Below are 26,957 nucleotides of genomic sequence, written 5' to 3' on the forward strand. Positions count from 1 at the left end.
ACTAGCTCACAAATGAACTTGCAAGCGACCCCATGGTCAGTGCCCATCCATCGACCAGCACGAATAGCAAGAGTTTGAACGGCATTGAGATGATAGTGGGCGACAGCATCACCATACCCAGTGACATCAGGGCGGACGCGACAATCAAGTCGATAATCAGGAAAGGCAAAAATATCATGAAGCCTATCTGGAATGCCGTTTTCAATTCGCTGGTCACAAAGGCGGGCAGCAGGATTGAAAAGGGGACATCCGCCGGTTTGGCGAACTTACCCGCTTTGGCGATGCCACTGAACAGCGCCAGATCCGACTTGCGTGTCTGTTTGATCATAAACCCATGCATGGCCGTGGCCGAAGTCGAGAGCGCTTGCTCAAATGTCACTTCATCGCGGCCATATGGTTCCAGCGCTTGGGTATTTATTGTCGTGAAGACTGGCTGCATGACAAAAATACTGAGGAAAAGCGCAAGCCCGACCAACACCTGATTGGGCGGCGTTTGTTGTAATCCCAACGCCTGTCGCAAAATTGACAGGACGATGATGATCCGGGTGAAGCTCGTCATCATCAGGATAAGCGACGGTAAAACCGTCAATAGTCCCATGAAAAGCAATATTTGCAGCGATAAAGACAGCGGGCGACCGTCTCCGGAGACGGTTTGCAGTGCTTTTTCGATGCCTGCACCTGTCGATGTGGCGTAAGCTGGATCGTTCGCGAAGAGCGCGAAGCCGATGATGATGAAGGTTATGAATCTACGCATGCATCTCATTATGCAAGTTCGATGCCAATCTGCTAATCCCGTTGCGGGAGACACCGAGCAAAATTGTGTCGCCATTAAATTCGACAACCAGCAACTTGCCGTTGGTCCCCAGTGTTACGGCATCAATGACCCGGACCGGGCGGTTGCTTTCCGGTTTTACCGGTAAGCCAAGTTGAAGCCGTTTCCATAGCCAAAGTGAACCCCAAGCGAGGCCACCGATAAGGGGAACAACAAGAAAAAGGCGGAGGAGATATTCGACGATCATGTCCGGCGCTCCAATCCTGCAAGGCGGCGATCGGCGGCAACCACATCGACAACGCGTATGCCATAGCGGCCATCCACATCGACGATTTCACCGCGGGCGATCAACGTTCCATTGGCGAAAATGTCGAGAAAGTCGTTCGCCTGACGGTCAAGCTCGACCACGCTTCCTTCACCCAAGCGAAGCAGTTCGGACAGGGTGAGCGATGCCGACCCCACTTCAACTGAAATCCGTAACGATATGCCTGCCAGCAAATCCATATTGTCGCCCATTGGCGATCCGCCTGCGATGGAACGCATATCGGGGGCTTCTGTCATGTCACTCATTGGTCCATTTCCTTTTCTATCTTCTCAATCATAAGTGCGGCACGGCCATTGGCTTCGCCAAGTGATCCGCGTGCGAAAACACGCCCTGCAACGATCATCGGTATCTGTGCAGGTAGCAGCAGCGGCAATATGTCCCCGGGGGCCAGCGTCAGCATTTTGCTAAACGATACGTTGCAGTGGGTAAGTACGATACGTGAGGGAAATTTAACGCGCATAGCAGCGGAGCGGACACGCTCGCTCCATGCGGCATCGGTCGGTGCTTCCTGATTCTCCTCAACACTCCGGCGGTTGTCAAGAAAGCGCAGGGTTTCGGTTGTCAGAATAAGGCTGACCGCAGAAGGCTTGATAGCTTCGCCCTCGGCAAAAAAGGATTGCACGATGATCGCCTCGCGCGATTTCGGCCATGCCATTTGCAACAAGTCTGTTTCAGCCCGGATATATTCAAATGGCGAACCTTCATCTGGGTCAATGTGGGACTTGAGCAAAGGGGCCAACTGAGATCCAAAACCTGACAAGAAACGCATTTCCGCCGCCGAAAACTCGCTTCGGGCCTGCACCGTCCCACTACCGCCATAATAAAGGTCGACGATCTGGCAAACGAGCGATCCGGGCAAATGGACAAGCAATTCCTCGCCGCGCTTCGGCATCGCATAGCGAAAGACCGCGCTAAACGGGTTTTGGGCGATCCGCCATTCAGGATAGCGTGCACCGTTTGCTGTTCCGGTGGTTATCTGGAACGCGCCTTTGGTAAAGCTTCCGAGCAGGCTTTGGATTGATTGGGCAATGCGCTGCGCCAACGGCTCGAGCTGGTTAAGTTCGGCCGCATCATTTGCATTCCTGGTCAGCTGCATCATTTGGGGTGATACCGCCGTCACTGGATCACCAGGTTGGTGAAATACACATTGTCAATGCCGCCAAAGCCTTCTTTCTGGCGAAGAACATCGTTTATAGAACGCGTCAAATCGCGTTGCAGCATCTGCTTGCCTTGTGGCGTAGAAAGAACCGCGGCGTCCTGTTGCGAGAGGACCATCAGCACAGCGGACCGAATGGGTACCGCCTGACGCTCTACATTCGCTACAACCTTGCTGTCATAATAAGTGGCCAGGCTGATACCCAGTTGGACAAAGCCGGCGCCATCAGCAAGGTTGGCGGTAAAGCTCTGCTCAAGTGCGACATAGGTTACTTCAAATTTTTTCGGATCGACTTTCACCTTGTCATTTTTAACCGACACGGTGCCTTCTTTATGAACGACCTTGCCTTCTTCTCCTTCGGCCGGTGGTTCAGCAGGTTCTTCGCTGCGTTCGACCAATTTTGGTCGGTGCGGGTCCTCTTTGGCTTCTTTACCGGTGACGCCGCCTGACAGATACATACCTCCTGCGGCACCACCTGCAGTCAACAGGGTTGCACCTACGCCGATCAAAAGCATTTTTTTGTTTTTGCCGCCTTTGCCTTCAGGTTTTTCTTTGATCTTGGTCATGTGTCCGGTTCTTTCTTAAGCAAAACGTCCGCTATGCGACGTATCAGGTTTGGATGAGGGAGTGTGTCGATTGGGTTGGCTGGATGGCGTTTGCCATGCAGGGTTAGGATTTCGGGACTGATCGCGCTGCCCCTGCATCTGGTGGCCAGCCATCAAGTCGCTATTGGTAACCCGAACCCCAGATTGGCGTAATTCTTCCAGTAATTTGGGCTGTTCAGCTGCAATGATTTTGGCAGCATTTTCGGTGCTGGTCTGAAACTGGATATTCACGCCATCCTGTTGCGTTTCGACCATGACTTCCAATTGGCCCAAACCGTCAGGGGCCAACCCAAATCGCAGCTTGCCATCTTGTCCGGCAACCGACACTATTTCACGCGTAAGTTGTTCGATCCACTGTGTGTCACGGGCAAGATCAAGCTGTTGTGTGGAGAAGACATCAGGTGTCGCAAATAAAGGCGCAGTCAATGTTGAGGGAGCCGCAGCCGTCGGTGTTGGCACCTGCATAGAAAACGGCGTTACCGGTTGTTCGACAGGGTGCGATTTGGATTGTATTTCTGCCGTAGCAAATGCGATTTTTTCATGGCCGTTGTCGCCCCGGGGCAGGACGGCTTTCATGTCCTGTGGCGACTCGCTCTTTGAAGGAGCTAAATCGGCTGTGGCGATCCTCAAGGGACCAGAATTGGCCGGTTGAGCGACCGTTTGTACAAGTGTCGCAGGAAGTTCGCTTGATGGTGTATCCACCTGATCCCGCGATTCATCTTCAGAATGTCCGATATCAATGTTTTTTGTTAAAGCGATCAGCGACCCGGCAAGTTGATCCGGCACCCTTTTGGGAATCTGCATATCTGGCTTAGTCGGCACTCTTGGAGATTCTCCGTCTTGCGTGGCCGTTACCGGTTCATCCAAAGCGGAGCGTTTGCCGATGTCGGCGGTGAAGCGCTCGCCTGAATCCTTCACTGTCAAAGGCGCAACATTAGTCGGCGTTGGCGCAGAAGGTTCGGAATTGGCCTTCGCAAATGAAGGCGTTACCGCTGCGGCCTTTGGCGCGAACGCAATAAGCGCAGCCGCTACTACAGGTGCTGAAGTGGCAACTTTGGCATCGGCCCCGGCGGGAGCGGGGAGCATCTCGGACGCGTCGGGCATTGCGGATTTGGCAAGGCTGCTTTGGGCAATATTTTTGGGTGCGTTTTCGATCAACGCCACAAAGTCCAATGCGGCCTCTGTGCCGCTGGCGTGCGGCATCGCCTTGCTCGGCGGGGTGTTGATGCTTTGGATCGTGTTCACGTTCATTGTTCGTCGCCGCTCGTTTCTTGTTTGGGGTGGCAGCGCGAATTTGCTGCTTTGAGTTCGCTTTGGCGGGCGCTTTCACGCTCTGCTTTTTCAAGCAAGCGGCGTGCGCCTTGCTCCCTCATTTCGGAGTATACGCTATAAGTTTGCTGGCGGTTGACGCGCTGTATTGCGTGCTCCAGAGGCGCTGCCGTTGCCTTAAGGGCGGTGTCGAGGCGCGCTCTTGTTTCCGAAATGGCGGCAAGCGACATCCCGTCGGTCGCACCCGATGCGGCAACATTTTCATTGTTCAAGGCAACAATCCGGTCAACGATGGACCGTATCTGGTTCGCGCTGCCCTTGGCCTGTGCAAGTTCCATCTGGGCGATCCGGCTTTCGGCGGTTCGAATACGGACAATCCTGGCACGGCGTTCTAAATTGCGTGTCATGCGCCGAACCCTTGCAATAGCGCATCACGCGATGCGTTGAAATGGATTGAGCTCTGCATAGGCTGACTGATATAATTCAGCATGTCGCCGTGCATTGCGATGGCATCGTCAAGCACAGCATCATTCCCTGCGGTATACGCACCCATGAGGAGCAAATCGCGATTCTGTTCATGGGTTGACCAAAGCTGACGAAAATGGGCGGCTGCCGCCATGTGTTCGGCATCGACAATATCGGGCATGATACGGGACAGGGAACGAGCGACATCAATGGCGGGGAAAGTCCCGTTCTCAGCCAACGTCCGCGACAAAACGATATGCCCGTCAACAATCGCCCGGGCCGCGTCAACAATAGGATCTTCAAGGTCGCCGCCATCGGCCAGCACGGTGTAGATGGCGGTTATTGAACCACCCGTGCGGCTGTCAATGCCCGCGCGTTCAACCAGTTGCGGTATCAGCGCCAGTGATGACGGGGTGTAACCCTTCATTGTCGGCGGCTCACCCAAGGCCAGGCCGATTTCGCGTTGGGCATGGGCGACGCGGGTCAGGCTGTCGATAAGCAACAAGACTTTTTTGCCTTGCGCGCGGAAATATTCGGCGATGGCGGTCGCACGCATTGCAGCTCGTAAACGCAACAACGGCGAATGGTCAGCAGCGACGGCGACAACCACCGATTTGGATGCAATGCGGGGTGTCAGTTTGGTTTCGATAAAATCACTGACTTCGCGCGCGCGCTCGCCAATCAGCCCAGTAACGATGACATCGGCATCAATACCTTCTAAAATCTGCCCCATAAGGACCGACTTGCCGACACCCGAACCTGCAATCACGGCCACACGCTGGCCTTCGCCAATCGTCAAAAGGCCATTGATCGCGCGGACGCCGCAATCAATTGGGCGGGTGATGCGGCCACGCACAAGGGGGCTAGACGCCACGCCGGTGATGGGCCAGCTTTCGTGGCAGCCGGTTAAAGGTCGACCATCCAGCGGCACACCTTGCGCGTCGATGATGCGGCCAAGCAATCCATCGCCACAAGCAATATGGTCATGGCGGCCACATGGAAAAACCCGGGCACCGGTCGCGACCGACAGCCGCTGCGAAAATGGTTGGATAATGCTTTTGTTACCGCGAAACCCGACGACTTCGCCGGTTACAAAACCACCGCCATTTTGTGCGATACTCACCGCTGTACCCACGGGATATGGGAAAGCTGCGGCTTCGAGGAATTGGCCTTTGCAAGCGGTCAGCGAGCCCACACGTCGGGGCGTAGCAGCCTCCAAATGCAGCGATTCAAATATCGAACGTGCGGCCTGGGCGATGCGGGCGGTCATGCGGCCATCCCTTCGCAATGCAACAATTCGCGCAACCGGTCCATGCCCAGTGCAACACCATGCTCAATCCACCCTTGCGAACATTCGATACGGACCATCGCGCGGGGCAGGCTAGGGTCGCTGCGAACGGCCAGCTTTCCGATTGTGTCGCCAACAAGTGCGGCATCGTCGGGATGTAACAATATATGCCGGGCTTCATCCGCTTCGGTAATGATGTCGACTGCACGCGCAATCTGCTTGTTCAAAAGGGTTTCATCGATTGTCACGCCATCGGTAATTTGACTGACGAGCCGGACAACAGTTTCACGAAGCAGCAGCGAAAGTTCCGGCCCTGCATCGGACTGAAAGGCTTGCGCGCTGGCAAGCAGTCTTTGCATCGCGGTGCGTTCTGCGTCAAACGCAGCTTCTGCCATTTGTTGCCCATCGGCAAGGCCCCGTGCATATTCATCTGGGACCCGCTTAACATTTTGCACAGCCGTGGGCAAAGAACCTGCACGAAATGCAGACCCTTGCGACGTAGCCGCGAGTAACGAAATTCTTTTCGGGGCGTCAGACATAATCGTCGCTTTTTCCGCCCATCGAGATTTCGCCCGATGCCGCCATTTGCCGGGCGACGGCAATGACTGCCTTTTGGGCGGTCTCGACATCGGCGCGTTTGACCTGACCCATGTCGGCAATGTCGTCCCGAATTGTTTGCGCGGCGCGCGCCGAAAGTGTGCCGAGCATTTTCTCGCCCAACAGATCGCTGGCCCCTTTTACGGCCAAGGCAATCTGGTCCGAATCGACATTTCGGAGAATAGTACCAAGTGCCTTGGCATCGAGCGCTGCCAGATCGTCGAATACAAACATCTCTTCTTCAATGGCATCCGCAAGCAAACGATCCTTTTTCCGGAGCGAACGAAGCAATTTCTCCGCGGCTGCTCTCGGAAGGTTCTTAACGATACGGGCCACCTCGGGACGGCCACCCAACGCCACATCGGGCGCGTGTGCTTTGCCACTGGTGTAGTTCATCAAGATCGCTTCCAGATCTTCGATGGCTTCGGCCGGGATCGAACGTAAATTTGCCGACCGGAAAAGCAGATCGGTTTGGGTTGCCTCATCAAGTGAGGAAATTGCTACCGCCGAAACTTCAGGGGTCAAGACGGAAAGGATAACTGCGGCAACCTGGGGATGCTCGGATGCGACCAGCTCGGATATCGATGCCGCGTCCATCCATCGCAAAATGTCGAGCGAAGGGGCGCTGGATTGCGGTTCGATTTCGGACAATATGTTGCCTGCCCGCACATTTCCGAGGGCTTTGTGCATCATATCGCGGATACGTACCGGTGCACCGACTGCTAAAGCCGAAAGATCGCGGTTGCTGGCAACGAAGCTTTCCAACGCTTTTTCGACATCATTTTCGTTGGCGCTGGATGCTTCGAACATACCTTTACCAAGGGCCTTTACTTCGTCGGGCGCCAGATGCTGCAAAATTGTAGTGGCATCGCCGTCTTCCAGCAACATCATCAAAATGGCCGCTGACAATTCGCCGCTGATACCGGGAGCGGGGGGCGGAAGATCCTCATCCATTTGCCCGCTCCTGAATCATCTGGCGCACGACAAGCGCAGCACGCTCGGGGTCTTGACGGATAAAGGAACGAACGAGATTGGCCCGCGCTTCATAACTTGGTGCAGCTTCGATCATTTCGATTGTCACTTGATTTGAAACTCTCGGCTGGCCGGTCGCTGCCAGCAATTTCTGCTCTACTTCTGCTTGCTCTTTTGCCGCAGCCATCTTGCCCTTGGCGGCTTTCATCAAAGGCCGTCCGATAAATATAAAGGCGAGAATGGCGACCAGGACGGCCCCAATTTGCTGAACAAGCGGAAAGAACCAAGGCTCGTCCCAGAAATTGACAACTGCTTCTGCTTGTTCGGCAAAAGGCCGCGATGATATTGCCACCAGATCGCCGCGTTCGGTGCTAAAGCCAACTGCGCCTTTAACCAAAGCCTCAAGTGCGGCGACGTCGGCGGCACTCGGCTTTTTCTGACCCTTTACGTCACGCAAGGCTACAGCGACAGATAACCGCCGCAAATTTCCCTGCGGCTGATGCGTTACTGCAATTTCCCGACCCACATCAAAGTTGCGCGTGTAAGTCTCTTCGCTTTGGCTGTCACCTTCATTTGGCTGGGCGGTCTGGCCGGGCGGTGTATTGGTTAACTGGCTTGCAGGGGGCGGCTGGTTTGATAATGCGCCAGGAATGCCCACTGCTCCCGGCGTCGAAGCACTTTGCGTGCTTTTATTACCTTCTTCGCTTCGCAACGCGCGATCATCTTTTGGAAAGGTCTCGCGAGTGGATTGCGTTTCGCTCGGATCAACATCGGCATGGACTTCTACCGAGAAATTTTCGGCCCCGACGATCGGGGTTAGCAGCGTGACCACTGCCTGGCGATATCGCTCTTCCATTTGCATTTGCAATTGGAACATTTCCTGGTCAGCGCTGCCGGTGGGTGACGATATAAGTGCGCCGCTCTGGTCGATTACCGAAACAGAATCGGCGGCAAGTCCGGGTACGGACGATGCGACAAGATGACGGATCGCGCGAACCTGTGCATCGGACAGGCTGCGACCTTGCTGCAATGTCAGCATGACTGAAGCCGCTGGTTCGCGTGCTTCACGCACGAATACACTGGGTTCAGGCATGGCGAGATGAACCCGCGCTGTCTTTACAGCATCGATGGCCTCTATGGTGCGGGCGAGGTCGGCTTCACGCGCGCCGCGCAGCGTTTCGCCTTCGACGGCGCGGCTCGACCCCATCGGTAAGGACGCAATCACAGCATCGCCTGACGGCAATGCTTTGGGCAACCCTTGCCCTGCCAACAGCATCCGGGCTTCATGGATTTTACCGGCATCAACCGAAATCGCGCCAGTGCCCGGGTCAAGGCTGTAACTAATACCCGACGCTTGCAAAGCATCGGCGACCGCAGCTTTATCGCCTTCCGCCAATCCTTGGAACAATGGGGCTTGGGCAGGCGTGGCCAACGCAAAATAGGAAATCGCGGCAATGCCAACGGCCGCGGTTAATGCGAGCGCTGGAAGTGCCTTGCGGACGGCGGGCTGGCTCGTAATATCGCGCAACGCGCCAAAGCCACCCGAGGTGGAGGGCGTGGCAAAGCGGGTCATTTGACCGCCCGCAGGCACAGCTTCAGCAGAAAGTATCTGGTTATCGGCCATCGATTAAACCGGCATATTCATGATGTCGCGATATGCAGACAATAATTTGTTGCGGACCTGCATCGTTGCTTCAAAGCCTATGGAGGCCTTTTGGCGTTCGACCATTACCGAGACGATGTCGTGCGTTTCGCCGCGTTCGTAAGATGCGGATAATTCACTTGCTTTGCTTTGCTGCGAATTCACCACTTGCAGCGCATCGGTCATGGTCTTGGCAAAAGGGGCTTGGGCGACAGTCTCGCTTGTATCTACACCACGCCCGGCGGCACGTTGCAGCGCCCCGTTCTGGCTCAGGATTGTTGAACGCATTTGCAGCAACCGGCTCTGGTCAATGGTCGACATATGCTTTGGTCCGAAGGCGGAATTGCCTATACGGGTTTATAAGCAATGGCCGTGCCAAATTGATATAAAGCTATGATTAACAATATTTTAGATGCGTAAAATATACCCCCCGCCAATATTCCGACGATGATGGATTAAAGCTGGGCGGGGTTCCGCCGTTACTGCTTTCCGAGGCTGCTCGTCGATTAGGGCTGCCCCAATTGAGAGACAGCAAAAGGATTTATCATGACCGTAGTCAACACAAATGTCAGCGCACTTCGCGCTCAGAATGCTTCGCGTATGGCGAATATGGATCTTGGGCAGGCAATGGAGCGTTTGTCGAGCGGCAAGCGCATCAATGCAGCGAAAGACGATGCCGCAGGCCTCGCCATTTCGACCCGTATGGATGCAAAAGTCCGTGGCTTGAACCAAGCCGTACGTAACGCCAATGACGGTATTTCTTTGGCGCAGACCGCTGAAGGCGCGATGGGCGAGATTTCGAATATCCTCGTTCGTATGCGTGAATTGGCCGTTCAGTCTGCCAACGGCACGTCCGCTGCATCTGACCGTACCGCCATCGCCGCTGAAGCCACCGCACTGGTTGCCCAGATCGGCGACATCACTTCGCGTACCGACTTTAACGGCACCGTCCTTATCGACGCCGCAAAGACAATCAGCATCCAGACCGGCGTTGAAAGCGGCGAAACTGTTGACATTGACCTTGTTGCAATGACAGCAGCTGGCCTTGGCATCGGTGCCGTCGACTTGTCGACTTCTGCAGGTGCTAGCACAGCTCTGAACCTGCTCGACACCGCCATCGACACTGTTGCAACACAACGTGCCGACATCGGTGCCGTACAGAACCGTCTGGACGCAACTGTCAACAATTTGACGTCAACCGCCACCAATTTGACGGAAGCAAAATCGCGTATTCAAGACGCTGACTTCTCGGCTGAATCGACCAAGCTTGCGTCGGCACAGATCCTGAGCCAGGCCTCGACCGCAATGTTGGCGCAGGCCAACCAGAGCCAGCAGGGCGTATTGAACCTGCTGCGTTAATAACGCCTTCGGGACAAACCTAGCAAAAACCTACCCCGGTGGTTCGCCACCGGGGTTTTTTATGTTGGCAAAGGACGCTTGAATTCATGGCCACAGATGTCTATGCGAACCGCCGTGGCCAAAAGCCATCGCCGCCTTAGCTCAGTTGGTAGAGCATCGCATTCGTAATGCGGGGGTCGTAGGTTCGAATCCTATAGGCGGCACCATATTTTTCAACAGCTTACGCTATAGTTTTTGGAATGAGACGGGCCAATTTATTATTCAGGCAAGCACGGGGCAAGCAGCTAAAAAGTGTGGTGTAGTCTGCGCTGATGCGATCCAATACAAGAGCACTGGCATTTGAAGGTATCGCGGAATGACAGCTTTGCGCCCAGCTGCGGTCATTCTGAGCATAAAGTGACGAGCAAATAAGTGGACGTCAGACTCCGGTGATTTTCAAGCGACGTTGATGGCATTGTCATTTGATTTTTCAAAGTTTCACGCGATTGAGCCTTAAGGCATTCATTACAACTGTGAACGATGACAAGGCCATTGCAGCGCCCGCAAACATCGGAGACATCAATATACCAGCAACAGGATAAAGAACGCCCGCCGCGACCGGAACGCCGATACCGTTGAAAAGGAAAGAGAAAAACAAGTTTTGCCGGATATTGCGCATCGTCGCTTTGGCTAACGCGCGCGCGCGGACAACGGCTGCGAGATCGCCTTTGGTAAGTGTGATTCCTGCGCTTTCAATCGCAACATCCGTGCCGGTCCCCATCGCAAGACCTACGTCGGCGGCGGCCAGTGCCGGGGCATCGTTAATCCCGTCACCGGCCATTGCAACCGTTGCGCCCGTCGCTTTGAGTTCGCCAACGATGCGTGCTTTGTCGTCGGGTTTAAGTTCTGCGTGAACACCGTCGAGGCCGCCCACGGCGTCGGCAACAACTTGTGCGGTCGTCGGATTGTCTCCTGTCAGCATGATGACGCGCAGGCCCTGTTTGCGCAGCGCTTCGATAGATTCGCGGGCATTTGCACGAATAGGATCAGCTACAGCAACGAGTCCGGCAAGTTTCCCATCGACAGCAATGAGCATAACCCCTGCGCCTTCGCGGCGTCTTGCTTCCGCAGCGTCGTTAAGCGGTGTCGGATCGACTCCAATGCTCTTCATCTGCGCAGCGTTGCCGATTACAACGGCGCGCCCGGCTACAGTTGCGCTAATCCCTGCGCCGACTTGAACCTCAAAATTTTCCGGCTCGCCAAGTTCCAGCTTGCGCTCGTTCGCTGCGCCCACAATCGCATGGGCCAGCGGATGCTCTGAGCGCGCCTCCACCGATGCCGTAAGAACCAGCAATTCATTCTCGTCCATCCCGCCAATTGTCTGGATGGCTGCGAGCTTGGGCTTCCCTTCGGTCAGCGTTCCAGTCTTGTCGATAACGAGCGTATCGACCTTCTCGAACGCTTGGAGTGCTTCAGCATGTTTGACCAGCACGCCCGCGTGCGCGCCGCGTCCAGTTGCAACCATGATCGACATCGGCGTTGCCAGCCCCAACGCACACGGACATGCTATTATGAGGACGGCAATCGCATTCAGAAGCGCATGGCCGATACGCGGTTCGGGGCCGACAAGGCTCCAGACCGCAAAGGACAGTATGGCAATAGCGATCACCAACGGCACAAACCATCCTGAAATCCGGTCTGCCACTGCCTGTATCGGTGCGCGGCTGCGCTGCGCTTCGGCCACCATGCGGACGATCCGCGCGAGCATGGTGTCGCTGCCGACCGCTTGTGCCTCCATCACAAGGCTGCCTGTGCCGTTGACCGTGCCGCCGGTCAGCGCGCTTGTCGCTTCCTTGGCAACTGGCAGTGGTTCACCCGTGAGCATCGACTCATCGACCGATGAACGTCCTTCGACCACAACACCGTCGACCGGAACGGCTTCGCCCGGACGCACGCGCAGGCGGTCGCCCATATGGACGTCGGCTAAAGGAATCTCGGTTTCGGTGCCGTCGGCATTGATCCGTCGCGCAGTCTTTGGCGCGAGATTGAGCAATGCACGGATTGCCTTGCCGGTTGCCGCTCTTGCTCGAAGCTCCAACACTTGTCCAAGCAACACCAGCGCCACGACCACGCCAGCCGCTTCATAATAAACAGGCACCGTGCCGCCGTGCATTCTAAAGGTATCTGGAAACAGACCCGGCGCGAACGTCGCAACCACGCTATATGAGAATGCTGCGCCAACGCCAACAGCGATAAGCGTGAACATATTGAGTTTGCGCGTAATAATCGACGTCCACCCGCGCGTGAAGAACGGCCAGCCAGCCCACAAGACAATCGGTGCGGTCAGCGCCAACTGAATCCACGGCGAGTAGGCGGGGTCAACAAGGTGCAATCCTAAAAATTCGGTTCCCATCGTCAGGATTAGCAACGGCACTGCCAGTGCAGCCGACACCCACCAGCGCCGCGTGAAGTCGACTAGCTCCGGGTTCGGCGCATCATCTAGCGATGGCTCTTCGGGTTCCAGCGCCATCCCGCAAATCGGGCAAGTTCCCGGATCCTGCTGGCGAATTTCGGGGTGCATCGGGCAGGTCCACATCGCACCGGGTGCAGCAGTCACTTCCGTATATGGAGCGCCAGCGAGATATTTGGTGGGCTCCGCCGTGAATTTAGCCAGACACCCCGCGCTGCAAAAATGATAATGAGCGCCGACATGCGTAGCATGATGCGCGGTGGTCGCACGATCAACCTTCATTCCGCAGACGGGATCAAATGCAGAGTTTAGGCTTGCAGCATCGTCAGGTATTCCCGTGGACGATAATGCTGGGGCAGTATGAGAATTTCCAGATGGCATATCTTTTACCTAAGGGTGGAGCAAAGCGCCGATGCCATTTACACCTGTGCCTATTCGGCCCGATCAATTGTTTATCATTCCCGTCGGCAAAAACATAGTTGGTTAGAATTGATGTCTATGCTCTTTGCCGCTACTACGCGGCTCTAATTGTGGCTAATCGGGCCTACAAACGACGCTGGCCGACAGTATGTCGAGTAACGCGACAAACGGCCAGCCCATGTCACTGATATGATCAAGTCCGATGGGCTTTTATTTCAGTTGCAATGTCAGACTAGCTTATTGAGCAGGTTTATCGTGGCTTTTCAGCCATGCCTGCATTTTCGCTATTTCCCGCGTTTGTGTCGTAATTGTCATTTGCGCCATATTGCGCGTTTGCTTGTCTGTTGCCTTCTCAAGCGCCACACGCGACATAGCGATGGCGCCACGATGATGTTCAATCATTTTGCGTGTCCACAATTCCGATGGAAGTCCCTGCTTTGCCATCATCATTTTTTTGTGCATTTCCATCTCGGTCGCACCATACGGATTATTGGGATCATTCATCATCGCCATCATGTCTGACTGTTCCATAGGCATCTTGCTATGGTCCATTTTGCTGTGGTCCATGGGTGGCATCGGCGCCTGTTGCGCCAACACTGGAGATGATAAAGTAAATGCAGCGGCTGCTATAAAATAAAATTTCATGAAAATTTCCTTATTTGTTCTGCCAGCTGGTAGAAACTCAACTGGATACGCCCAAAATGGTCGGAAGATTTTACTTCCAGTCGGTCAAGGCTCACGAAGATGCTCGATTGGGCGAGCGGCGACAGCCTATGGACGTCACTCAAATAAGCTAACTAAACTGAAACCCATTGGTTCCGAGGGCTCGCCTACGTTTGTGGCAAGAAACAAATCTAAATACCGTTACATTGTCGCAGGGGGCTTTTCAGTGTTTTGCTCTCATCTTCGTTTCTTACAGTCACTACAATGAAACCAAAACATTCACCTAATTTACAACACCAATCTGTCTATTGAATGCTGACGGGGGAAAGGGCCAAGCGGTACCGCGCCCACAAAATGGTGCCCAGAAGAGGACTCGAACCTCCACGCCGTTACCAGCGCCAGCACCTGAAGCTGGTGCGTCTACCAATTCCGCCATCTGGGCACGGGGTAGGCGGCGCGCTTAGCGGCTTTCGATTGCTGATGTCAATCCAAAGCGGGGCGCATAACGCATTATTTAACTTAAAATTGAAACGCCGGGGCCAGGGCGTTCGATCAGTATGAGCGCAGGGCTGCCGTCGGGTGTTCGATACCCCTGTTCAACCGCAGCGCGCACATGGTGAACCTGTTCTGCTGCAAGTATCGCAACACAGGCACCCCCAAAGCCGCCGCCGGTCATCCGTGCGCCGCCTTGAGGTCCTATCGCTGTTTGCAATACAGCTACAAGTTGGTCGATGGCAGGGACCGTGATTTCAAAATCGTCGCGCATCGACGCATGGCTTTGCGCCATTAAATCGCCAAGCGTTGCGAGGTCGCCGTTGGAGAGCGCCACTGTTGCATCAAGTGTCCGCTGGTTTTCGCCAATGACGTGGCGGGCGCGGGCGCGGGTTGTGGGGTCCAACGTGGCGGCGTTCAGCAGATCCATGTCGGCATCACGCAAGGCTGCTACCCCCATTGCCTTTGCAGCAGCTTCGCATTGACGGCGGCGTTCATTATAGTGGCCATCCACCAGACCCCTCGTGACGCCGGAATGAACGATCATAATGGCCATGTCATCGGGTACCGGCGCGTCGGTCAGGTTCAGCGATCGGCAGTCAATCAGCAACGCATTCCCCGCCTTGCCCTGGGCCGAAATAAGCTGGTCCATGATACCGCATTGGGTGCCGACAAAATCACACTCCGCCGCCTGTGCAATTTGTGCAAGGCGGGTGCGGTCGATCGATGTGTCGGTAAGCGCAAGCATGGCCTGCCCCACCGCGACCTCCAGCGATGCCGAAGATGACAGGCCGGCCCCTTTAGGTAAATTGCCTGCTATCGCAAGGTCGGCGCCGATCAAGGGAAGCCCCGCTTTTTTTAGGGCGTCGACCATGCCGCGAACATAATTGGCCCAGCCTTGTGTGGCAGGAGTAATGTCGTCCAGCGCAAAACTGTCCGTCGCGCCGTCAAAATCGGCGGCGATGACATTTACTTTGCCGTCGGAGCGGGCGCTGGCGGCGACCATGGTCGCAGGGCCGATGGCGCAGGGCAGGACAAAGCCGTCATTATAGTCTGTATGCTCCCCGATCAGATTGACGCGGCCCGGCGCACGGACGACACAAAGGGGCTGTTCTCCAAAATGTGTTGTGAAGGCAGAGGTTACGCGTTGGCGCAGGGCGGTGTCGGCGGGGGTCATGCTTCGCTCCGGTAGTGGATAGGGCTTTGTGCCCGAAGTTGTGCGGCGGCGGTTTCTGGGGTCAGATCACGCTGCGCCTCGGCCAACATTTCATAGCCGACCATGAATTTGCGGACGCTCGCCGATCGCAGGAGTGGCGGGTAGAAATGGGCGTGCAATTGCCAGTGCGGTTCATACTGCTTTGCCGACGGCGCAATATGCCATCCCATCGAATAGGGGAAGCTGGTTTGGAACAGATTATCATAGGCTGTGGTGATGGATTTGAGGATTTCGGCGAGGGCGTTGCGTTGCAGTTTGTTGACTCGGCTGAAGCTTGGAGCGGCAAAAAGGGGTAGGAGGAGGACCTCGTAGGGCCAGCTTGCCCAATAGGGGACGACCGCCAGCCAGTGGGCGTTGGCGGCCACGGTGCGGCTGCCGTCGGCGCGTTCCGCTTCGGCATAAGCCAGTAACATCGGTGACCCATGTTCTTTAAGCCATTGTTTTTGTTTAATATCCTCCTGATGAGGCTCGGCAGGGACATAGTCCGTCGCCCAGATCTGGCCATGGGGATGAGGGCTCGAACAGCCCATCATCGCGCCCTTGTTTTCGAAAATCTGCACATAGGCATGGGATTTCGCCAGCTCCGCTTCCTGCTCGGCCCAGACATCAACCAAATGTCGGATAGCGGTCACGGGCAGTTCGGGCAGGCTTTTGCCATGATCGGGCGAGAAACAGATGACGCGGCAAGTGCCGTTCGCCGCCGCCGACTGAAACAGCGAACTGCCCTTATCCTCGGGCACATCATCGCCGGGCATGAGCGCAGCAAAATCATTGTCGAAAACAAAAACGTCCGCATAGTCCGGATTGGCCACGCCGCCGACCCGTTCATTGCCGGGGCACAGATAGCATCCGGGGTCATAGGCCGGACGCACGGCGTTGTCCGGTTCATCCTGCTGCCCCTGCCAGGGCCGCTTCGCCCGATGCGGGGATACGAGTACCCATTGTCCGTTAAGCGGATTGAACCGCCGGTGCGGCTGGTCATCAAAGGACATCAGGCAGGCTCCAGTCTATGGGGGATTGTCCGTGCTTTTCCAAAAAGGCGTTGGCTTGCGAAAAATGGCGGCACCCCAGAAAGCCCTTATGCGCCGACAAAGGCGAGGGATGCGCCGCCTTCAAAACCAGATGCCGCGTTGCGTCCACAAATGCCGCCTTTTTCTGGGCATAGCTGCCCCACAGGAGGAACACGACCGGGTCCGGCTTGTCATTGACCAGCTTTATGACCGCATCGGTAAACCGCTCCCACCCTTTTTGACTGTGCGAAGCGGCCTTCGCCATTTCCACGGTCAATACGCTGTTGAGCAGCAACACCCCCTGCCGCGCCCAATGCTCCAGAAAGCCATGGCGCGGACGGGGCAGTCCCAGATCGCTTTCGAGTTCCTTAAAGATATTCAGCAGGCTGGGCGGCGGCCGGACACCGGGCCGCACGCTGAAGCAAAGGCCATGCGCCTGGTCCGGACCGTGATAAGGATCCTGCCCGAGAATGACCACCCGCACTTTGTCGAGCGGCGTCAGATTAAGCGCCCGAAACCATTCACTGCCCTTGGGGTAAATGGTCTTGCCGGCTGCCTTTTCCGACTGCAGAAACTGCTTCAACGCCGCCATATAGTCTGAAGAAAATTCAGACAGCAGCGGCGTTTTCCAGCTTTCGTGCAGTTGGATGTCAGGCATGGGATGCAGCTCTCGTAAATCTCGTAAAAGAGACGAGAGAAGGGGAGGACGCGGTATGGGTCATTAATGTCGGTCGTTTCCGATACGCTGCATGCCGTCTTTGAACATTGCACAGCCGAAATTGAGCAACAGGCCAAACGGAAGGTTCATTAGCCTGATATATGTCAGTACCTGTTTGCGGTGGATCGGACCCAGTTTTTCGAGCGATTTTACTTCCACCAGAAAGACGTTGCTCAAAAGCAAGTCATACCTAAACGCATCGTCATATCTTTTGCCATAAATGTCGACATGGACCGGCTGTTGCCGGTCGACTTTTACCCCACATTGAGTCAGTCGATCTGCCAACACTCTTTCATAGACGGATTCGATCAAACCCGGCCCGACGTCCCGATGAATTTCCAAACCCAAGTTGAAGGTCAACTGAATCAGCGCCTCAATGTTTGCAAGATCTGTCTTCACAAAACCGGCTCTCGCCTTCTCCCACCTCTTTTACATCATTCCGACGCTGACCTCAAAAGCAACGCCGCCCAGGCCTCAACCTCTTTCTTGCTCGCCGGACCCAAAAGCTCCATGGCGTGGCGAAGGCGTTCGCGGATGATGTCGCGGCCAAGATGGACGATGGCATCGAACAACGGCACACCCTGCGGTTGGCCGGTGATGGCGATATACATTGGCCGGATCACATCCTTCAGCTTGGCTTCCAGCACTTCGGCGGTGCGGCGCAAGGTGGCTTCCACACCCTCCTTGTTCCATTCGATCAGCCCGTCAAATTGCTGCAGCGCCAGTGTATAGGCCGCACGCTGCTGATCCTGCTCGATCTTCACGCCGTCGCGCAGCGCCTCTGCGGTCAGGCCATCGATGCGGTTCATGAAGAACATGCCAACAAGCCCGCCCAAATCGGACAATTTGGTAATCCGCGCCTGCGCCATTTCAGCAATAGGTGTCAGATACGCGTCGTTCAACGCCCATGCTTTTACCGCATCAAGAAACTGCGTAACGTCCAGTTCTTCGCGTAAATACCGGCCATTGAGCCAGTCGAGTTTCGAGGTATCGAACACGGGTCCGCCCAGCGAGATATTATGGACGTCAAAACCATCGATCAGGTCCTGCAGTGACGTTTTTTCATCCTCTTCGCTCGCGCTCTTGATGAAAAGCCCTAGGAAATTCTGCATGGCCTGCGGCAAATACCCGGCGCGCTGATAGAACAGGATGCTCGTAGGGTTTTTGCGCTTGGACAGCTTGGATTTATCGGCATTGCGTAACAAGGGGAGGTGCGTCAGCACTGGAGGCTCCCAGCCGAAATATCGATACAACAGCAAATGCTTCGGTGCCGAAGAAATCCACTCTTCGCCGCGCATGACATGGGTGATGCCCATAAGATGGTCGTCAACGACATTGGCCAGATGATAGGTCGGCAACCCGTCGGATTTCATCAGCACCTGCATATCGACAACGGCATATTCGAATTCGATTTCGCCGCGCAGGGTATCCTGAACGATGCATTTGCCTTCGGTCGGGATCTTCATGCGGACAACATGGCTAACCCCTTCGCCATCCAGCTTGGCGCGATCGGCATCGGTCAACGACAGGCAGGTGCCATCATATTTCGGAGGCTGTTTTGCGGCAATCTGGTGCCGCCGCATGGCCGTCAGTTTTTCCGATGTGCAATAGCATTTGAACGCATGGCCATCAGCGAGCAGCCGGTCGCAATGTTCGGTATAGATCGCGCTGCGTTCGGACTGGCGATAAGGTCCGTGCGGGCCACCGACATCGGGGCCTTCGTCCCAGCTAAGCCCCAGCCAGCGCAACGAATCCAATATCATCTTTTCCGATTGCGGTGTTGAACGGGCCTGATCGGTATCTTCGATCCGCAGCAGAAATTCGCCGCCATGTTTCTTGGCAAAGCAATAATTGATCAGCGCAATATAAGCGGTGCCGACATGGGGGTCGCCAGTGGGCGAGGGCGCTACGCGGGTACGAACGGTCATGGGTAACAAAAGCCTTTGGTTTGATTTGCCAGCGCTCTATCAAGGTGAAACGGCATTGTCATCTTTCGGGTGCAGCCTGCGGCGTGCAAATTTGAGGAGCCTTTCATGAACTTGACCCGCCGCCAATTGGGTTTTGGCCTTGGCAGCATTGCCTTTGCCGGACTTACCGCACGGTTGATCGGGCAGGCTCCTGTCGCCGGTATGAACGAGGTTACAGGCTACGGGCCGTTGGTGCCCGATCCTGATAATCTGATCGATCTGCCAAAGGGCTTCGATTATCGGGTTATATCGCGGCTCGGCAATGTCATGGACGACGGTTTTCTGGTTCCAAATGCCGCCGACGGCATGGGGGCGATTGACTTGGGGAAGGGCAAGATTGCCCTTGTCCGCAACCATGAATTGAGCGTCGATGAATATGGATCTGGTCCATTTACGGGCAAGGTTCCGTCGGGTTTTTTAACCTATGACAGAATGGCCGATGATAAATCCCGGCCCTTGCCGGGTGGCACAACGACCTTAATCTACGATATGAAAACCGGCCAGCGGGAGGCGGAATGGCTTAGCCTTTCGGGGACAATCCGCAATTGTTCGGGCGGCATCACACCATGGGGCAGTTGGCTAAGCTGCGAAGAAAATGTGACCCGCGCCGGCAACGGCGTGGGCAAGGATCATGGTTATATTTTTGAAGTTTCGCCAAGAACCAGAGGCCTCGCCGACCCCGTGCCGCTGAAGGATATGGGCCGTTTCAACCATGAGGCTGCGTGCGTCGACCCCCGCACAGGCATCGCTTATCTGACTGAAGATCGCGGCGATGGATTATTGTACCGGTTTTTGCCCAACCAAAAAGGCGATTATGCCAAGGGCGGGCGGCTGGAAGCGCTGGCCTTTGCCGAAACCGATATCACAGATTCGCGCAACTGGGCCGAGGCGCAGGTTGGTAAAGGCAGGCAATATAAAGTGCGCTGGATACCGTTATCCGACCCTGAAAGCCCGAATGATGATTTGCGGAAACAGGGTTCTGCCAAAGGTGCGACCCTTTTTGCGCGTGGCGAGGGAATTTTCTGGGGCAAAGGGGAGCTGTTCTTTGCCTGCACCAATGGCGGGGCGGGGAAGTACGGCCAGATTTTTCGTTATGTTCCTTCGGTGGACGAGGGATCGTCTGGTGAAACCGATGCGCCGGGTATGATTGACCTGTATATGGAATCGACCAATCCCGCTTTTTATAATTACGGAGATAATCTGGCCGTTATGCCCAACGGCCATCTGCTGGTGTGTGAAGACCAATATACCGATATTACCGCCAACCATTTGCGCGGCGTCAATGGCAAAGGTCAAACTTATATGATCGCCCGAAGCCGGGTGCAGACAGAATTCGCTGGTGGCTGTTTTTCTCCCGATGGAACAACGCTGTTCGTGAACCTGTACGAACCGACGATGACGCTGGCGATCAAGGGGCCTTGGGGACGCGTGTCGGGTTAGGGTTCAAGTTTCCCAATAGCCGGGTCCATGCACGGGCAAGTATGATGCGAGCGCGCCAGTGCATCACGATCTTTCGATGAGAGCCGCTTGCGTCTCTTCGATTTTGCCAATTTTGTTAATATGTGATCGTTTGCTGGCATAATTAAAACTCCGTTTAGTATGATCTGGAACATCAAATGAACGGAGCAGGTAAAATTTTCACAGCGTATTGAAGACGTGGGGACAGTCCCCAGCCGTTTTCGATTTTCGCCCTGTCGTGGCACGCCAAACAGGGACGCGTGTCGGGATAGAGTTGTTCGCTATTTTCCTCTCTCCTTCAGGGGAGAGGTACGTAGTCTTATGGCTTTAGCCATTAGACGAAGTGGAGAGGGGGAGTTGGGGCACTGACCTCACCGTTGTAGCCCCTCTCCAACTGCGCCTAGGCCTGTCGGCCAAGGCTTCGTATCCTCTCCCCTAAAGGGGAGAGGTAAGGTGCTTTCTACCTCTCCCCTTTAGACGAAGTGGAGAGGGGGAGTCGGAGCTCGACCTTTTTTTGCTTTGATTTATGTCGCAAAATTTCTATCCATAAATAATGAGAAATCAAACTCTTATTGAAAGAGCTAAGCATATGCGGCGGGAGGCTACGCCGCCTGAGCGCGCTTTGTGGGCTCGTTTGAAATCTGATCAACTCAACGGTGCAAAATTCCGTCGGCAGGTGGTTATTGGACCCTATATTGCCGACTTTGCGTGCCGTTCGCCAATGATGCTGGTGGTCGAAATTGATGGCGATACGCACGGCTCGCGATTGGAATATGACGCAAAACGGACACGCTATCTCGTAAGTCGAGGCTATCGCGTTTTGCGTTTTTCGAACCGGGATGTGTTGCAGAATAGAGAGAATGTACTGGCGACGATTAGCGCCAACCTCACCGTCGAACCCCTCTCCAACTGCGCCTAGGCCTTGCGGCCAAGGCTCCGTATCCTCTCCCCTAAAGGAGAGAGGCCAAGCGCCATTTCCCTCTCTCCTTCAGGGGAGAGGTACGTAGTCTTATGGCTTTAGCCATTAGACGAAGTGGAGAGGGGGAGTTGGAGCGCGAACCTCATCCATTTCCAAAAAGCAAATCTTACAATCACATACATTGTAGTGCTATGTTTATCGCTTCTATTGCTATATGATCGCTGGCTCTTTGCCACCGGCCTGTGTAACCTTTGGAACTTATGATGCCCCTCTCCCCCCGTTTGCGTGCCGTTGGCACGGCTTTGCCTGCACATCCTATTACCCAAAAACAGGTTCTGGAAATTCTCGCGCAGGCCAAAGGCAAGAACTTGCCGCCGCGGCTGGCAGATATTCTTGGTAATACCGGAATACTGCAACGCCACATCGCGATGCCGCCGGAATATTATTTTTCCGAAAGATCATGGCCTGACCGCGCCCGGGTGTATCAGGAATCGGCGTCCCAAATGTTTCAGGTGGCAACGACGCGGGCGCTTCAAAAGGCTGGCTTAACCGCCGCCGACATTGGCCAAATTGTTTTTGTTTCGACTACCGGGACCATGACGCCCAGCCTGCCGAGCCGGATGATCGCGACAATGGGCTTTGCCCCGGATACACGGTGCGTGCCCTTATTCGGCTATGGCTGTGCGGGCGGCGTCATCGGACTTGGCGTTGCCGCCGACCTGTATCGCGCATCGCCCGATAAGCCGGTCTTGCTCGTCAGCCTCGAACTGTGCAGCATTGCTTATGACCATAGCCGGATGGACAAAAAGGATATGGTGGCGCTTGCGCTTTTTGCCGACGGTTGTGCCGCCATTGTCATTGGCGACGGAGCGGGTCCCGAAATATCGGCTTTCGCCAGCCATGTGTGGCCGGACACGCTTGACATGATGGGGTGGGAAATTGGCGATACGGGCTTTGATCTCGTGCTTTCGCGCAATATTCCGCAATTTGTGAACAGCCATTTCGCGCCGACCTGCGATGCGTTTCTGGCCGGGCAAGGGTTGGACAAGGCGGATATGGCGGAACCGGCATGCCATCCCGGGGGTGGCCGCGTCGTTGATGCGTTGGCCGACTATATCGGCGACGATTTGAACGAAACGCGCGCGATCCTGCGTGACCACGGGAATATGAGCTCGCCTACCGTTTTGTTCGTTCTGGAGCGCTTGTTGGCAAAGGGGCCAATGACCGAACCGATGTTGATGACCGCGCTCGGACCGGGTTTTGTCGGCGCAATGGGGGTATTGCGGCCATGACATTGCTCGATTGGCCATTATGGGCGCAGATCGTGTTTGCCTATGTCGTCATCCAACGGCTGGCGGAGCTTGTTTATGCCAACGCGAACACCCGCCGCCTGTTGTCCGAAGGGGGTCAGGAACATGGGGAGCGCCATTATCCTTTGTTTATCATATTGCACGGCGGATGGCTGATATCGATCGCACTTTTCGCAGTTCCTGAAAATCAGCCCAGCCTGCTCCTCCTCAACATTTTTATCGCCAGCCAGACGTTCCGCTTCTGGACGTTGGCGAGTATCGGCCGCTGGTGGACCACCCGTATTATAAGTGCCCCGCACTTCCCAAGGGTCAAAAAGGGGCCGTACCGGTTTATCAAACATCCTAATTATGCGCTGGTGATCGTCGAAATCGCGCTTCTGCCCCTGCTGCTCGGCGCGCCGGCGATGGCGATTACATTTTCGGTCCTGAACGCGGCATTGTTGTGGTGGCGTATACGCGTTGAAAATGCGGCGCTGGTCGAACGGCAACCTTAAGGTGTGCGTGCGGCCTCCAGTTTCAAATGATATTATTTTGTTGAACCTTGACCCAAAACCAATCCGGCGCTAATGGCGCGCCTTCTCGACGGTCTTGGGGGTGATTCCCGAATGCGTCGTGAAAAATCAATATAGCTAGCACATTATGTGTCAGGTCGGGTGGGTCAAAGGCTGAGCCTCCACCGCAACAACGCCTTGCCACCTAAAGTAACCGCTTAACAAAGGTGAAGATATGCCAACGATTAACCAGCTGGTCCGCAAGGGCCGGACTCCGCAGAAGACCAAGTCCAAGGTCCCTGCGATGGACCAAAATCCACAGAAGCGCGGCGTTTGCACCCGCGTTTATACGACGACCCCTAAAAAGCCGAACTCGGCTTTGCGTAAAGTTGCGAAGATCCGTCTGACCAACCAGCGCGAGGTTATTTCCTACATCCCTGGCGAAGGCCACAACCTGCAAGAGCATAGCGTTGTGCTGATCCGCGGCGGTCGCGTACGCGATCTTCCCGGTGTGCGTTACCACGTTCTTCGCGGCGTACTCGATACGCAGGGTGTCAAGGACCGCAAGCAATCGCGCTCCAAATATGGTGCAAAGCGTCCGAAGTAATTCGAACAGCTTTCCATTGGCGGATCGGTCTGGCGCGCTTCGGTGCAGCCAAGCGGTCTACAGAGATAAAGGAAATTTAATATGTCACGTCGTCGTCGTCCCGAAAAGCGCATCATCCTGCCGGATCCCAAATTCGGTGATATCGTGCTTTCGAAATTCATGAACAACCTGATGCTGGACGGTAAGAAGTCCGCAGCAGAGCGTATCGTTTATGGTGCCCTAGAAACCGTTGAATCGCGCGCCAAGAAAGATCCTTTGCAGACCTTTCACGAAGCGCTTGATAACGTAAAGCCCGGCATCGAAGTCCGCAGCCGCCGCGTTGGTGGTGCGACCTATCAGGTGCCTTGCGAAGTTCGTCCAGAGCGCGCGCAGGCATTGGCTATCCGCTGGTTAATCGGCGCGGCACGTAACCGCAGCGAAACCACTATGGCCGCCCGTCTATCCGGTGAATTGATGGATGCTGCGTCAAATCGTGGCAACGCTGTCAAAAAACGGGAAGATACGCACCGTATGGCCGAAGCCAACCGTGCATTCGCACATTACCGCTGGTAACCTAAACAGGACCGTATTGGCGGTCCACACTTCGGAGTAACGATCATGGCACGCAGCCATCCACTGAGTATGTATCGTAATATCGGTATTATGGCGCACATCGACGCCGGTAAGACCACGACCACCGAGCGTATCCTTTTTTACACCGGCAAGTCGTACAAGATCGGCGAAGTTCATGATGGCGCGGCCACCATGGATTGGATGGAGCAAGAGCAAGAGCGCGGCATCACGATCACGTCGGCTGCGACCACCTGCTTCTGGAACGATCACCGGATCAACATCATCGACACCCCAGGCCACGTTGACTTCACGATTGAAGTTGAACGCTCGCTGCGCGTGCTCGACGGTGCGGTTGCGTGCTTTGATGGCGTTGCCGGTGTTGAACCGCAATCGGAAACCGTATGGCGTCAGGCCGACAAGTACGGCGTTCCGCGCATGTGCTTCATCAACAAGCTCGACCGTACCGGTGCGAACTTCAAATATTGCGTGCAGTCGATCATCGATCGCCTCGGTGCAAAGCCTGCCGTGCTTTATATTCCGATCGGTCTCGAAGCTGATTTGAAGGGGCTGGTTGATCTGGTCCAGAATCGCGCGATCATCTGGAAAGACGAAAGCTTGGGTGCAGACTTTTTCTTCGAAGAAATTCCCGCAGACATGGCCGCCGAAGCCGCCAAATATCGCAGCGATCTCATCGAGCTTGCCGTTGAGCAAGACGACGATGCGATGGAAGCCTATCTGGAAGGTAATGAGCCTGACGTTGCAACGTTGAAGGCCCTGATCCGCAAGGGTACGCTGAACCAGTCATTTGTGCCTGTATGCTGTGGTTCTGCGTTCAAGAACAAGGGCGTTCAGCCTTTGCTCGACGCCGTGGTGGATTATCTGCCTTCGCCGCTCGACATCGAAGACGTACAGGGCGTTCACATGGACACGCTTGAGCCAGATAGCCGTCCGCCTACCGATGAAGCGCCGTTCTCGGCACTGGCTTTCAAGGTCATGAACGACCCGTTTGTGGGCTCGCTCACCTTCATCCGCATCTATTCAGGTTCGCTCGTCAAGGGCACCTATCTGAACTCGGTTAAGGACAAGAAGGAAAAAGTCGGCCGTATGCTCGAAATGCACGCCAACGAACGTAAGGACGTTGACGAGGCATTTGCAGGGGACATCATCGCGCTTGCAGGGATGAAGGAAACCACAACCGGCGATACACTATGCGCCGAGCGTTTCCCGATCATCCTTGAGCGGATGGAATTCCCTGATCCGGTTATCGAACTTTCAGTGGAACCAAAGACTAAGGCTGACCAGGAATAGATGGGCATCGCGCTTTATCGTCTGTCGGCTGATGATCCTTCGTTCCGCGTTTCGACCGATCATGAATCGGGTCAGACGATCATCAAGGGGATGGGCGAGCTTCACCTCGACATCATCGTTGACCGTATGCGCCGCGAATTCAAGGTTGAGGCCAATGTCGGTGCGCCTCAGGTTGCGTACCGCGAATATCTCGCACGCGAAGTTGATGTCGATTACACCCATAAGAAGCAATCGGGTGGTTCGGGTCAGTTCGGCCGCATCAAGTTCACCGTTAAACCGGGCGAGCGCGGCAGCGGTGTGACGTTCAAGGACGAAGTCAAGGGCGGTAACATTCCGAAGGAATATATTCCGTCTGTTGAAAAGGGCATGCGCGAAACTGCCGAATCAGGTTCGCTCATAGGCTTCCCGATCATCGATTTCGAAATCATCTTGTATGACGGTGCTTACCATGACGTCGACTCGTCGGCGCTGGCCTTCGAAATTGCCGGTCGTGCAGGTATGCGTGAAGCTGCCCAAAAGGCAGGCATCAAATTACTTGAGCCAATCATGAAGGTCGAAGTTGTCTCTCCTGAAGAATATCTGGGTGACGTTATCGGTGACATGAACTCGCGTCGTGGCCAAATTCAGGGTACCGACAGCCGCGGAAACGCTCAGGTTGTTGAGTCGATGGTGCCGCTGGCCAATATGTTCGGCTATGTGAATCAGCTCCGCTCGTTCACACAAGGACGCGCCAATTATTCGATGTTCTTCAATCATTATGATGAAGTCCCGTCGAACGTTGCGGCGGAAATCAAGGAGAAGCTTGCCTGATAGGCAAAAGCGGATTAAGGGCGGCGCCTGATTCAGCAGGCTTCGTCCAACCTGATCAAAATATTACCTAATCGAAAGAAGGTTTGAGAAAATGGCAAAAGCTAAATTTGAGCGGAC

General features: G+C 55.1%; 26 protein-coding genes, 2 tRNA genes and 1 pseudogene. 9 read left to right on the top strand and 20 right to left on the bottom strand.

All coding sequences use genetic code 11. The features are described from left to right. Window position 1 precedes the first annotated feature (1 nt). From fliP to fliE, 12 genes are read right to left on the bottom strand one after another with little or no spacing between them, the layout of a single operon-like run. Entirely contained in the window at window positions 2-754 is a 753-nt protein-coding gene (gene fliP, locus ACEW72_RS03680) for a flagellar type III secretion system pore protein FliP (protein ID WP_373475027.1), read from the bottom strand. Next, complete coding sequence (locus ACEW72_RS03685) at window positions 747-1,019, bottom strand: FliO/MopB family protein (protein ID WP_373475028.1); 273 nt, start codon at window positions 1,017-1,019, stop codon at window positions 747-749. Before ACEW72_RS03685 ends, fliP begins: the two co-directional genes overlap by 8 nt. Continuing rightward, window positions 1,016-1,342 (bottom strand): flagellar motor switch protein FliN, encoded by a 327-nt coding sequence (gene fliN, locus ACEW72_RS03690; RefSeq protein ID WP_373475029.1) that lies wholly within the window; start codon window positions 1,340-1,342, stop codon window positions 1,016-1,018. Before fliN ends, ACEW72_RS03685 begins: the two co-directional genes overlap by 4 nt. Continuing rightward, window positions 1,339-2,196 carry a FliM/FliN family flagellar motor switch protein gene (locus ACEW72_RS03695; protein ID WP_373475030.1) on the bottom strand — a complete coding sequence of 286 codons (858 nt, stop codon included), beginning with the start codon at window positions 2,194-2,196 and terminating at the stop codon, window positions 1,339-1,341. Before ACEW72_RS03695 ends, fliN begins: the two co-directional genes overlap by 4 nt. A 17-nt stretch (window positions 2,197-2,213) precedes the next feature. Next, the gene (gene fliL, locus ACEW72_RS03700; protein ID WP_373475031.1) at window positions 2,214-2,819 is read right to left on the bottom strand and encodes a flagellar basal body-associated protein FliL; all 606 of its coding nucleotides are present in this window, start codon (window positions 2,817-2,819) and stop codon (window positions 2,214-2,216) included. Between the two features lie 15 nt (window positions 2,820-2,834). Next, complete coding sequence (locus tag ACEW72_RS03705; RefSeq protein WP_373475032.1) at window positions 2,835-4,109, bottom strand: flagellar hook-length control protein FliK; 1,275 nt, start codon at window positions 4,107-4,109, stop codon at window positions 2,835-2,837. Continuing rightward, window positions 4,106-4,534 carry a hypothetical protein gene (locus ACEW72_RS03710; RefSeq protein WP_373475033.1) on the bottom strand — a complete coding sequence of 143 codons (429 nt, stop codon included), beginning with the start codon at window positions 4,532-4,534 and terminating at the stop codon, window positions 4,106-4,108. Before ACEW72_RS03710 ends, ACEW72_RS03705 begins: the two co-directional genes overlap by 4 nt. Then, window positions 4,531-5,862: a FliI/YscN family ATPase gene (locus ACEW72_RS03715; RefSeq protein ID WP_373475034.1), complete on the bottom strand. Its 1,332-nt coding sequence runs from the start codon at window positions 5,860-5,862 to the stop codon at window positions 4,531-4,533. Before ACEW72_RS03715 ends, ACEW72_RS03710 begins: the two co-directional genes overlap by 4 nt. Continuing rightward, window positions 5,859-6,419, bottom strand: a complete 561-nt coding sequence (locus tag ACEW72_RS03720; protein WP_373475035.1) for a FliH/SctL family protein — start codon at window positions 6,417-6,419, stop codon at window positions 5,859-5,861. The genes ACEW72_RS03715 and ACEW72_RS03720 overlap by 4 nt, the downstream gene beginning before the upstream one ends. Continuing rightward, a complete protein-coding gene (locus ACEW72_RS03725) occupies window positions 6,412-7,431 on the bottom strand; it encodes a flagellar motor switch protein FliG (RefSeq protein ID WP_373475036.1) in 1,020 nt (339 codons plus the stop codon). The genes ACEW72_RS03720 and ACEW72_RS03725 overlap by 8 nt, the downstream gene beginning before the upstream one ends. Then, window positions 7,424-9,073 (bottom strand): flagellar basal-body MS-ring/collar protein FliF, encoded by a 1,650-nt coding sequence (gene fliF / locus ACEW72_RS03730; RefSeq protein WP_373475037.1) that lies wholly within the window; start codon window positions 9,071-9,073, stop codon window positions 7,424-7,426. Before fliF ends, ACEW72_RS03725 begins: the two co-directional genes overlap by 8 nt. A 3-nt stretch (window positions 9,074-9,076) precedes the next feature. Further along, the gene (fliE, locus tag ACEW72_RS03735) at window positions 9,077-9,412 is read right to left on the bottom strand and encodes a flagellar hook-basal body complex protein FliE (RefSeq protein ID WP_373475038.1); all 336 of its coding nucleotides are present in this window, start codon (window positions 9,410-9,412) and stop codon (window positions 9,077-9,079) included. A gap of 225 nt (window positions 9,413-9,637) precedes the next feature. Here fliE and ACEW72_RS03740 point away from each other — a divergent pair, with 225 nt between their 5' ends. Together ACEW72_RS03740 and ACEW72_RS03745 are read left to right on the top strand one after the other, a co-directional pair. Continuing rightward, a complete protein-coding gene (locus tag ACEW72_RS03740) occupies window positions 9,638-10,450 on the top strand; it encodes a flagellin (RefSeq protein ID WP_373475039.1) in 813 nt (270 codons plus the stop codon). A gap of 130 nt (window positions 10,451-10,580) precedes the next feature. After that, window positions 10,581-10,656, top strand: a tRNA-Thr gene (locus ACEW72_RS03745). A 263-nt stretch (window positions 10,657-10,919) separates the two neighbouring features. Here ACEW72_RS03745 and ACEW72_RS03750 read toward each other — a convergent pair. From ACEW72_RS03750 to gltX, 8 genes are all read right to left on the bottom strand, one after another. Next, entirely contained in the window at window positions 10,920-13,280 is a 2,361-nt protein-coding gene (locus ACEW72_RS03750) for a heavy metal translocating P-type ATPase (protein WP_373475040.1), read from the bottom strand. Between the two features lie 276 nt (window positions 13,281-13,556). Continuing rightward, window positions 13,557-13,964 carry a DUF305 domain-containing protein gene (locus ACEW72_RS03755; protein WP_373475041.1) on the bottom strand — a complete coding sequence of 136 codons (408 nt, stop codon included), beginning with the start codon at window positions 13,962-13,964 and terminating at the stop codon, window positions 13,557-13,559. Window positions 13,965-14,337: 373 nt separating this feature from the next. Further along, window positions 14,338-14,424 (bottom strand) — tRNA-Leu (locus tag ACEW72_RS03760). Window positions 14,425-14,496: 72 nt separating this feature from the next. Then, window positions 14,497-15,651 carry a galactokinase gene (gene galK / locus ACEW72_RS03765; protein ID WP_373475042.1) on the bottom strand — a complete coding sequence of 385 codons (1,155 nt, stop codon included), beginning with the start codon at window positions 15,649-15,651 and terminating at the stop codon, window positions 14,497-14,499. Beyond that, on the bottom strand, window positions 15,648-16,682 hold the full coding sequence (locus tag ACEW72_RS03770) for a UDP-glucose--hexose-1-phosphate uridylyltransferase (protein WP_373475043.1): 1,035 nt from the start codon (window positions 16,680-16,682) through the stop codon (window positions 15,648-15,650). Before ACEW72_RS03770 ends, galK begins: the two co-directional genes overlap by 4 nt. Next, on the bottom strand, window positions 16,672-17,358 hold the full coding sequence (ung, locus tag ACEW72_RS03775) for a uracil-DNA glycosylase (RefSeq protein WP_373475044.1): 687 nt from the start codon (window positions 17,356-17,358) through the stop codon (window positions 16,672-16,674). The genes ACEW72_RS03770 and ung overlap by 11 nt, the downstream gene beginning before the upstream one ends. 63 nt (window positions 17,359-17,421) lie before the next feature. Continuing rightward, complete coding sequence (locus ACEW72_RS03780; protein WP_373475045.1) at window positions 17,422-17,817, bottom strand: GxxExxY protein; 396 nt, start codon at window positions 17,815-17,817, stop codon at window positions 17,422-17,424. A 35-nt stretch (window positions 17,818-17,852) separates the two neighbouring features. After that, complete coding sequence (gene gltX, locus ACEW72_RS03785; RefSeq protein WP_373475046.1) at window positions 17,853-19,346, bottom strand: glutamate--tRNA ligase; 1,494 nt, start codon at window positions 19,344-19,346, stop codon at window positions 17,853-17,855. Window positions 19,347-19,451: 105 nt separating this feature from the next. Between gltX and ACEW72_RS03790 the strand changes: the two genes are divergently transcribed. From ACEW72_RS03790 to fusA, 7 genes and pseudogenes are all read left to right on the top strand, one after another. Continuing rightward, entirely contained in the window at window positions 19,452-20,825 is a 1,374-nt protein-coding gene (locus ACEW72_RS03790; RefSeq protein ID WP_373475047.1) for an alkaline phosphatase PhoX, read from the top strand. A gap of 571 nt (window positions 20,826-21,396) precedes the next feature. Then, window positions 21,397-21,762, top strand: a complete 366-nt coding sequence (locus tag ACEW72_RS03795) for an endonuclease domain-containing protein (protein ID WP_373475048.1) — start codon at window positions 21,397-21,399, stop codon at window positions 21,760-21,762. Between the two features lie 260 nt (window positions 21,763-22,022). Then, window positions 22,023-23,054: a type III polyketide synthase gene (locus ACEW72_RS03800; RefSeq protein WP_373475049.1), complete on the top strand. Its 1,032-nt coding sequence runs from the start codon at window positions 22,023-22,025 to the stop codon at window positions 23,052-23,054. Continuing rightward, a complete protein-coding gene (locus ACEW72_RS03805; RefSeq protein WP_373475050.1) occupies window positions 23,051-23,566 on the top strand; it encodes an isoprenylcysteine carboxyl methyltransferase family protein in 516 nt (171 codons plus the stop codon). Before ACEW72_RS03800 ends, ACEW72_RS03805 begins: the two co-directional genes overlap by 4 nt. A gap of 232 nt (window positions 23,567-23,798) precedes the next feature. After that, window positions 23,799-24,170: a 30S ribosomal protein S12 gene (gene rpsL, locus ACEW72_RS03810; protein ID WP_143776737.1), complete on the top strand. Its 372-nt coding sequence runs from the start codon at window positions 23,799-23,801 to the stop codon at window positions 24,168-24,170. Window positions 24,171-24,251: 81 nt separating this feature from the next. Then, window positions 24,252-24,722 carry a 30S ribosomal protein S7 gene (rpsG, locus tag ACEW72_RS03815; protein ID WP_373475051.1) on the top strand — a complete coding sequence of 157 codons (471 nt, stop codon included), beginning with the start codon at window positions 24,252-24,254 and terminating at the stop codon, window positions 24,720-24,722. A 45-nt stretch (window positions 24,723-24,767) separates the two neighbouring features. Continuing rightward, window positions 24,768-26,840, top strand: a pseudogene (fusA, locus tag ACEW72_RS03820) (elongation factor G). Window positions 26,841-26,957 lie beyond the last annotated feature (117 nt).

The sequence above is a fragment of the Sphingorhabdus sp. genome (assembly GCF_041737645.1).
GTDB lineage: Bacteria > Pseudomonadota > Alphaproteobacteria > Sphingomonadales > Sphingomonadaceae > Sphingorhabdus_B.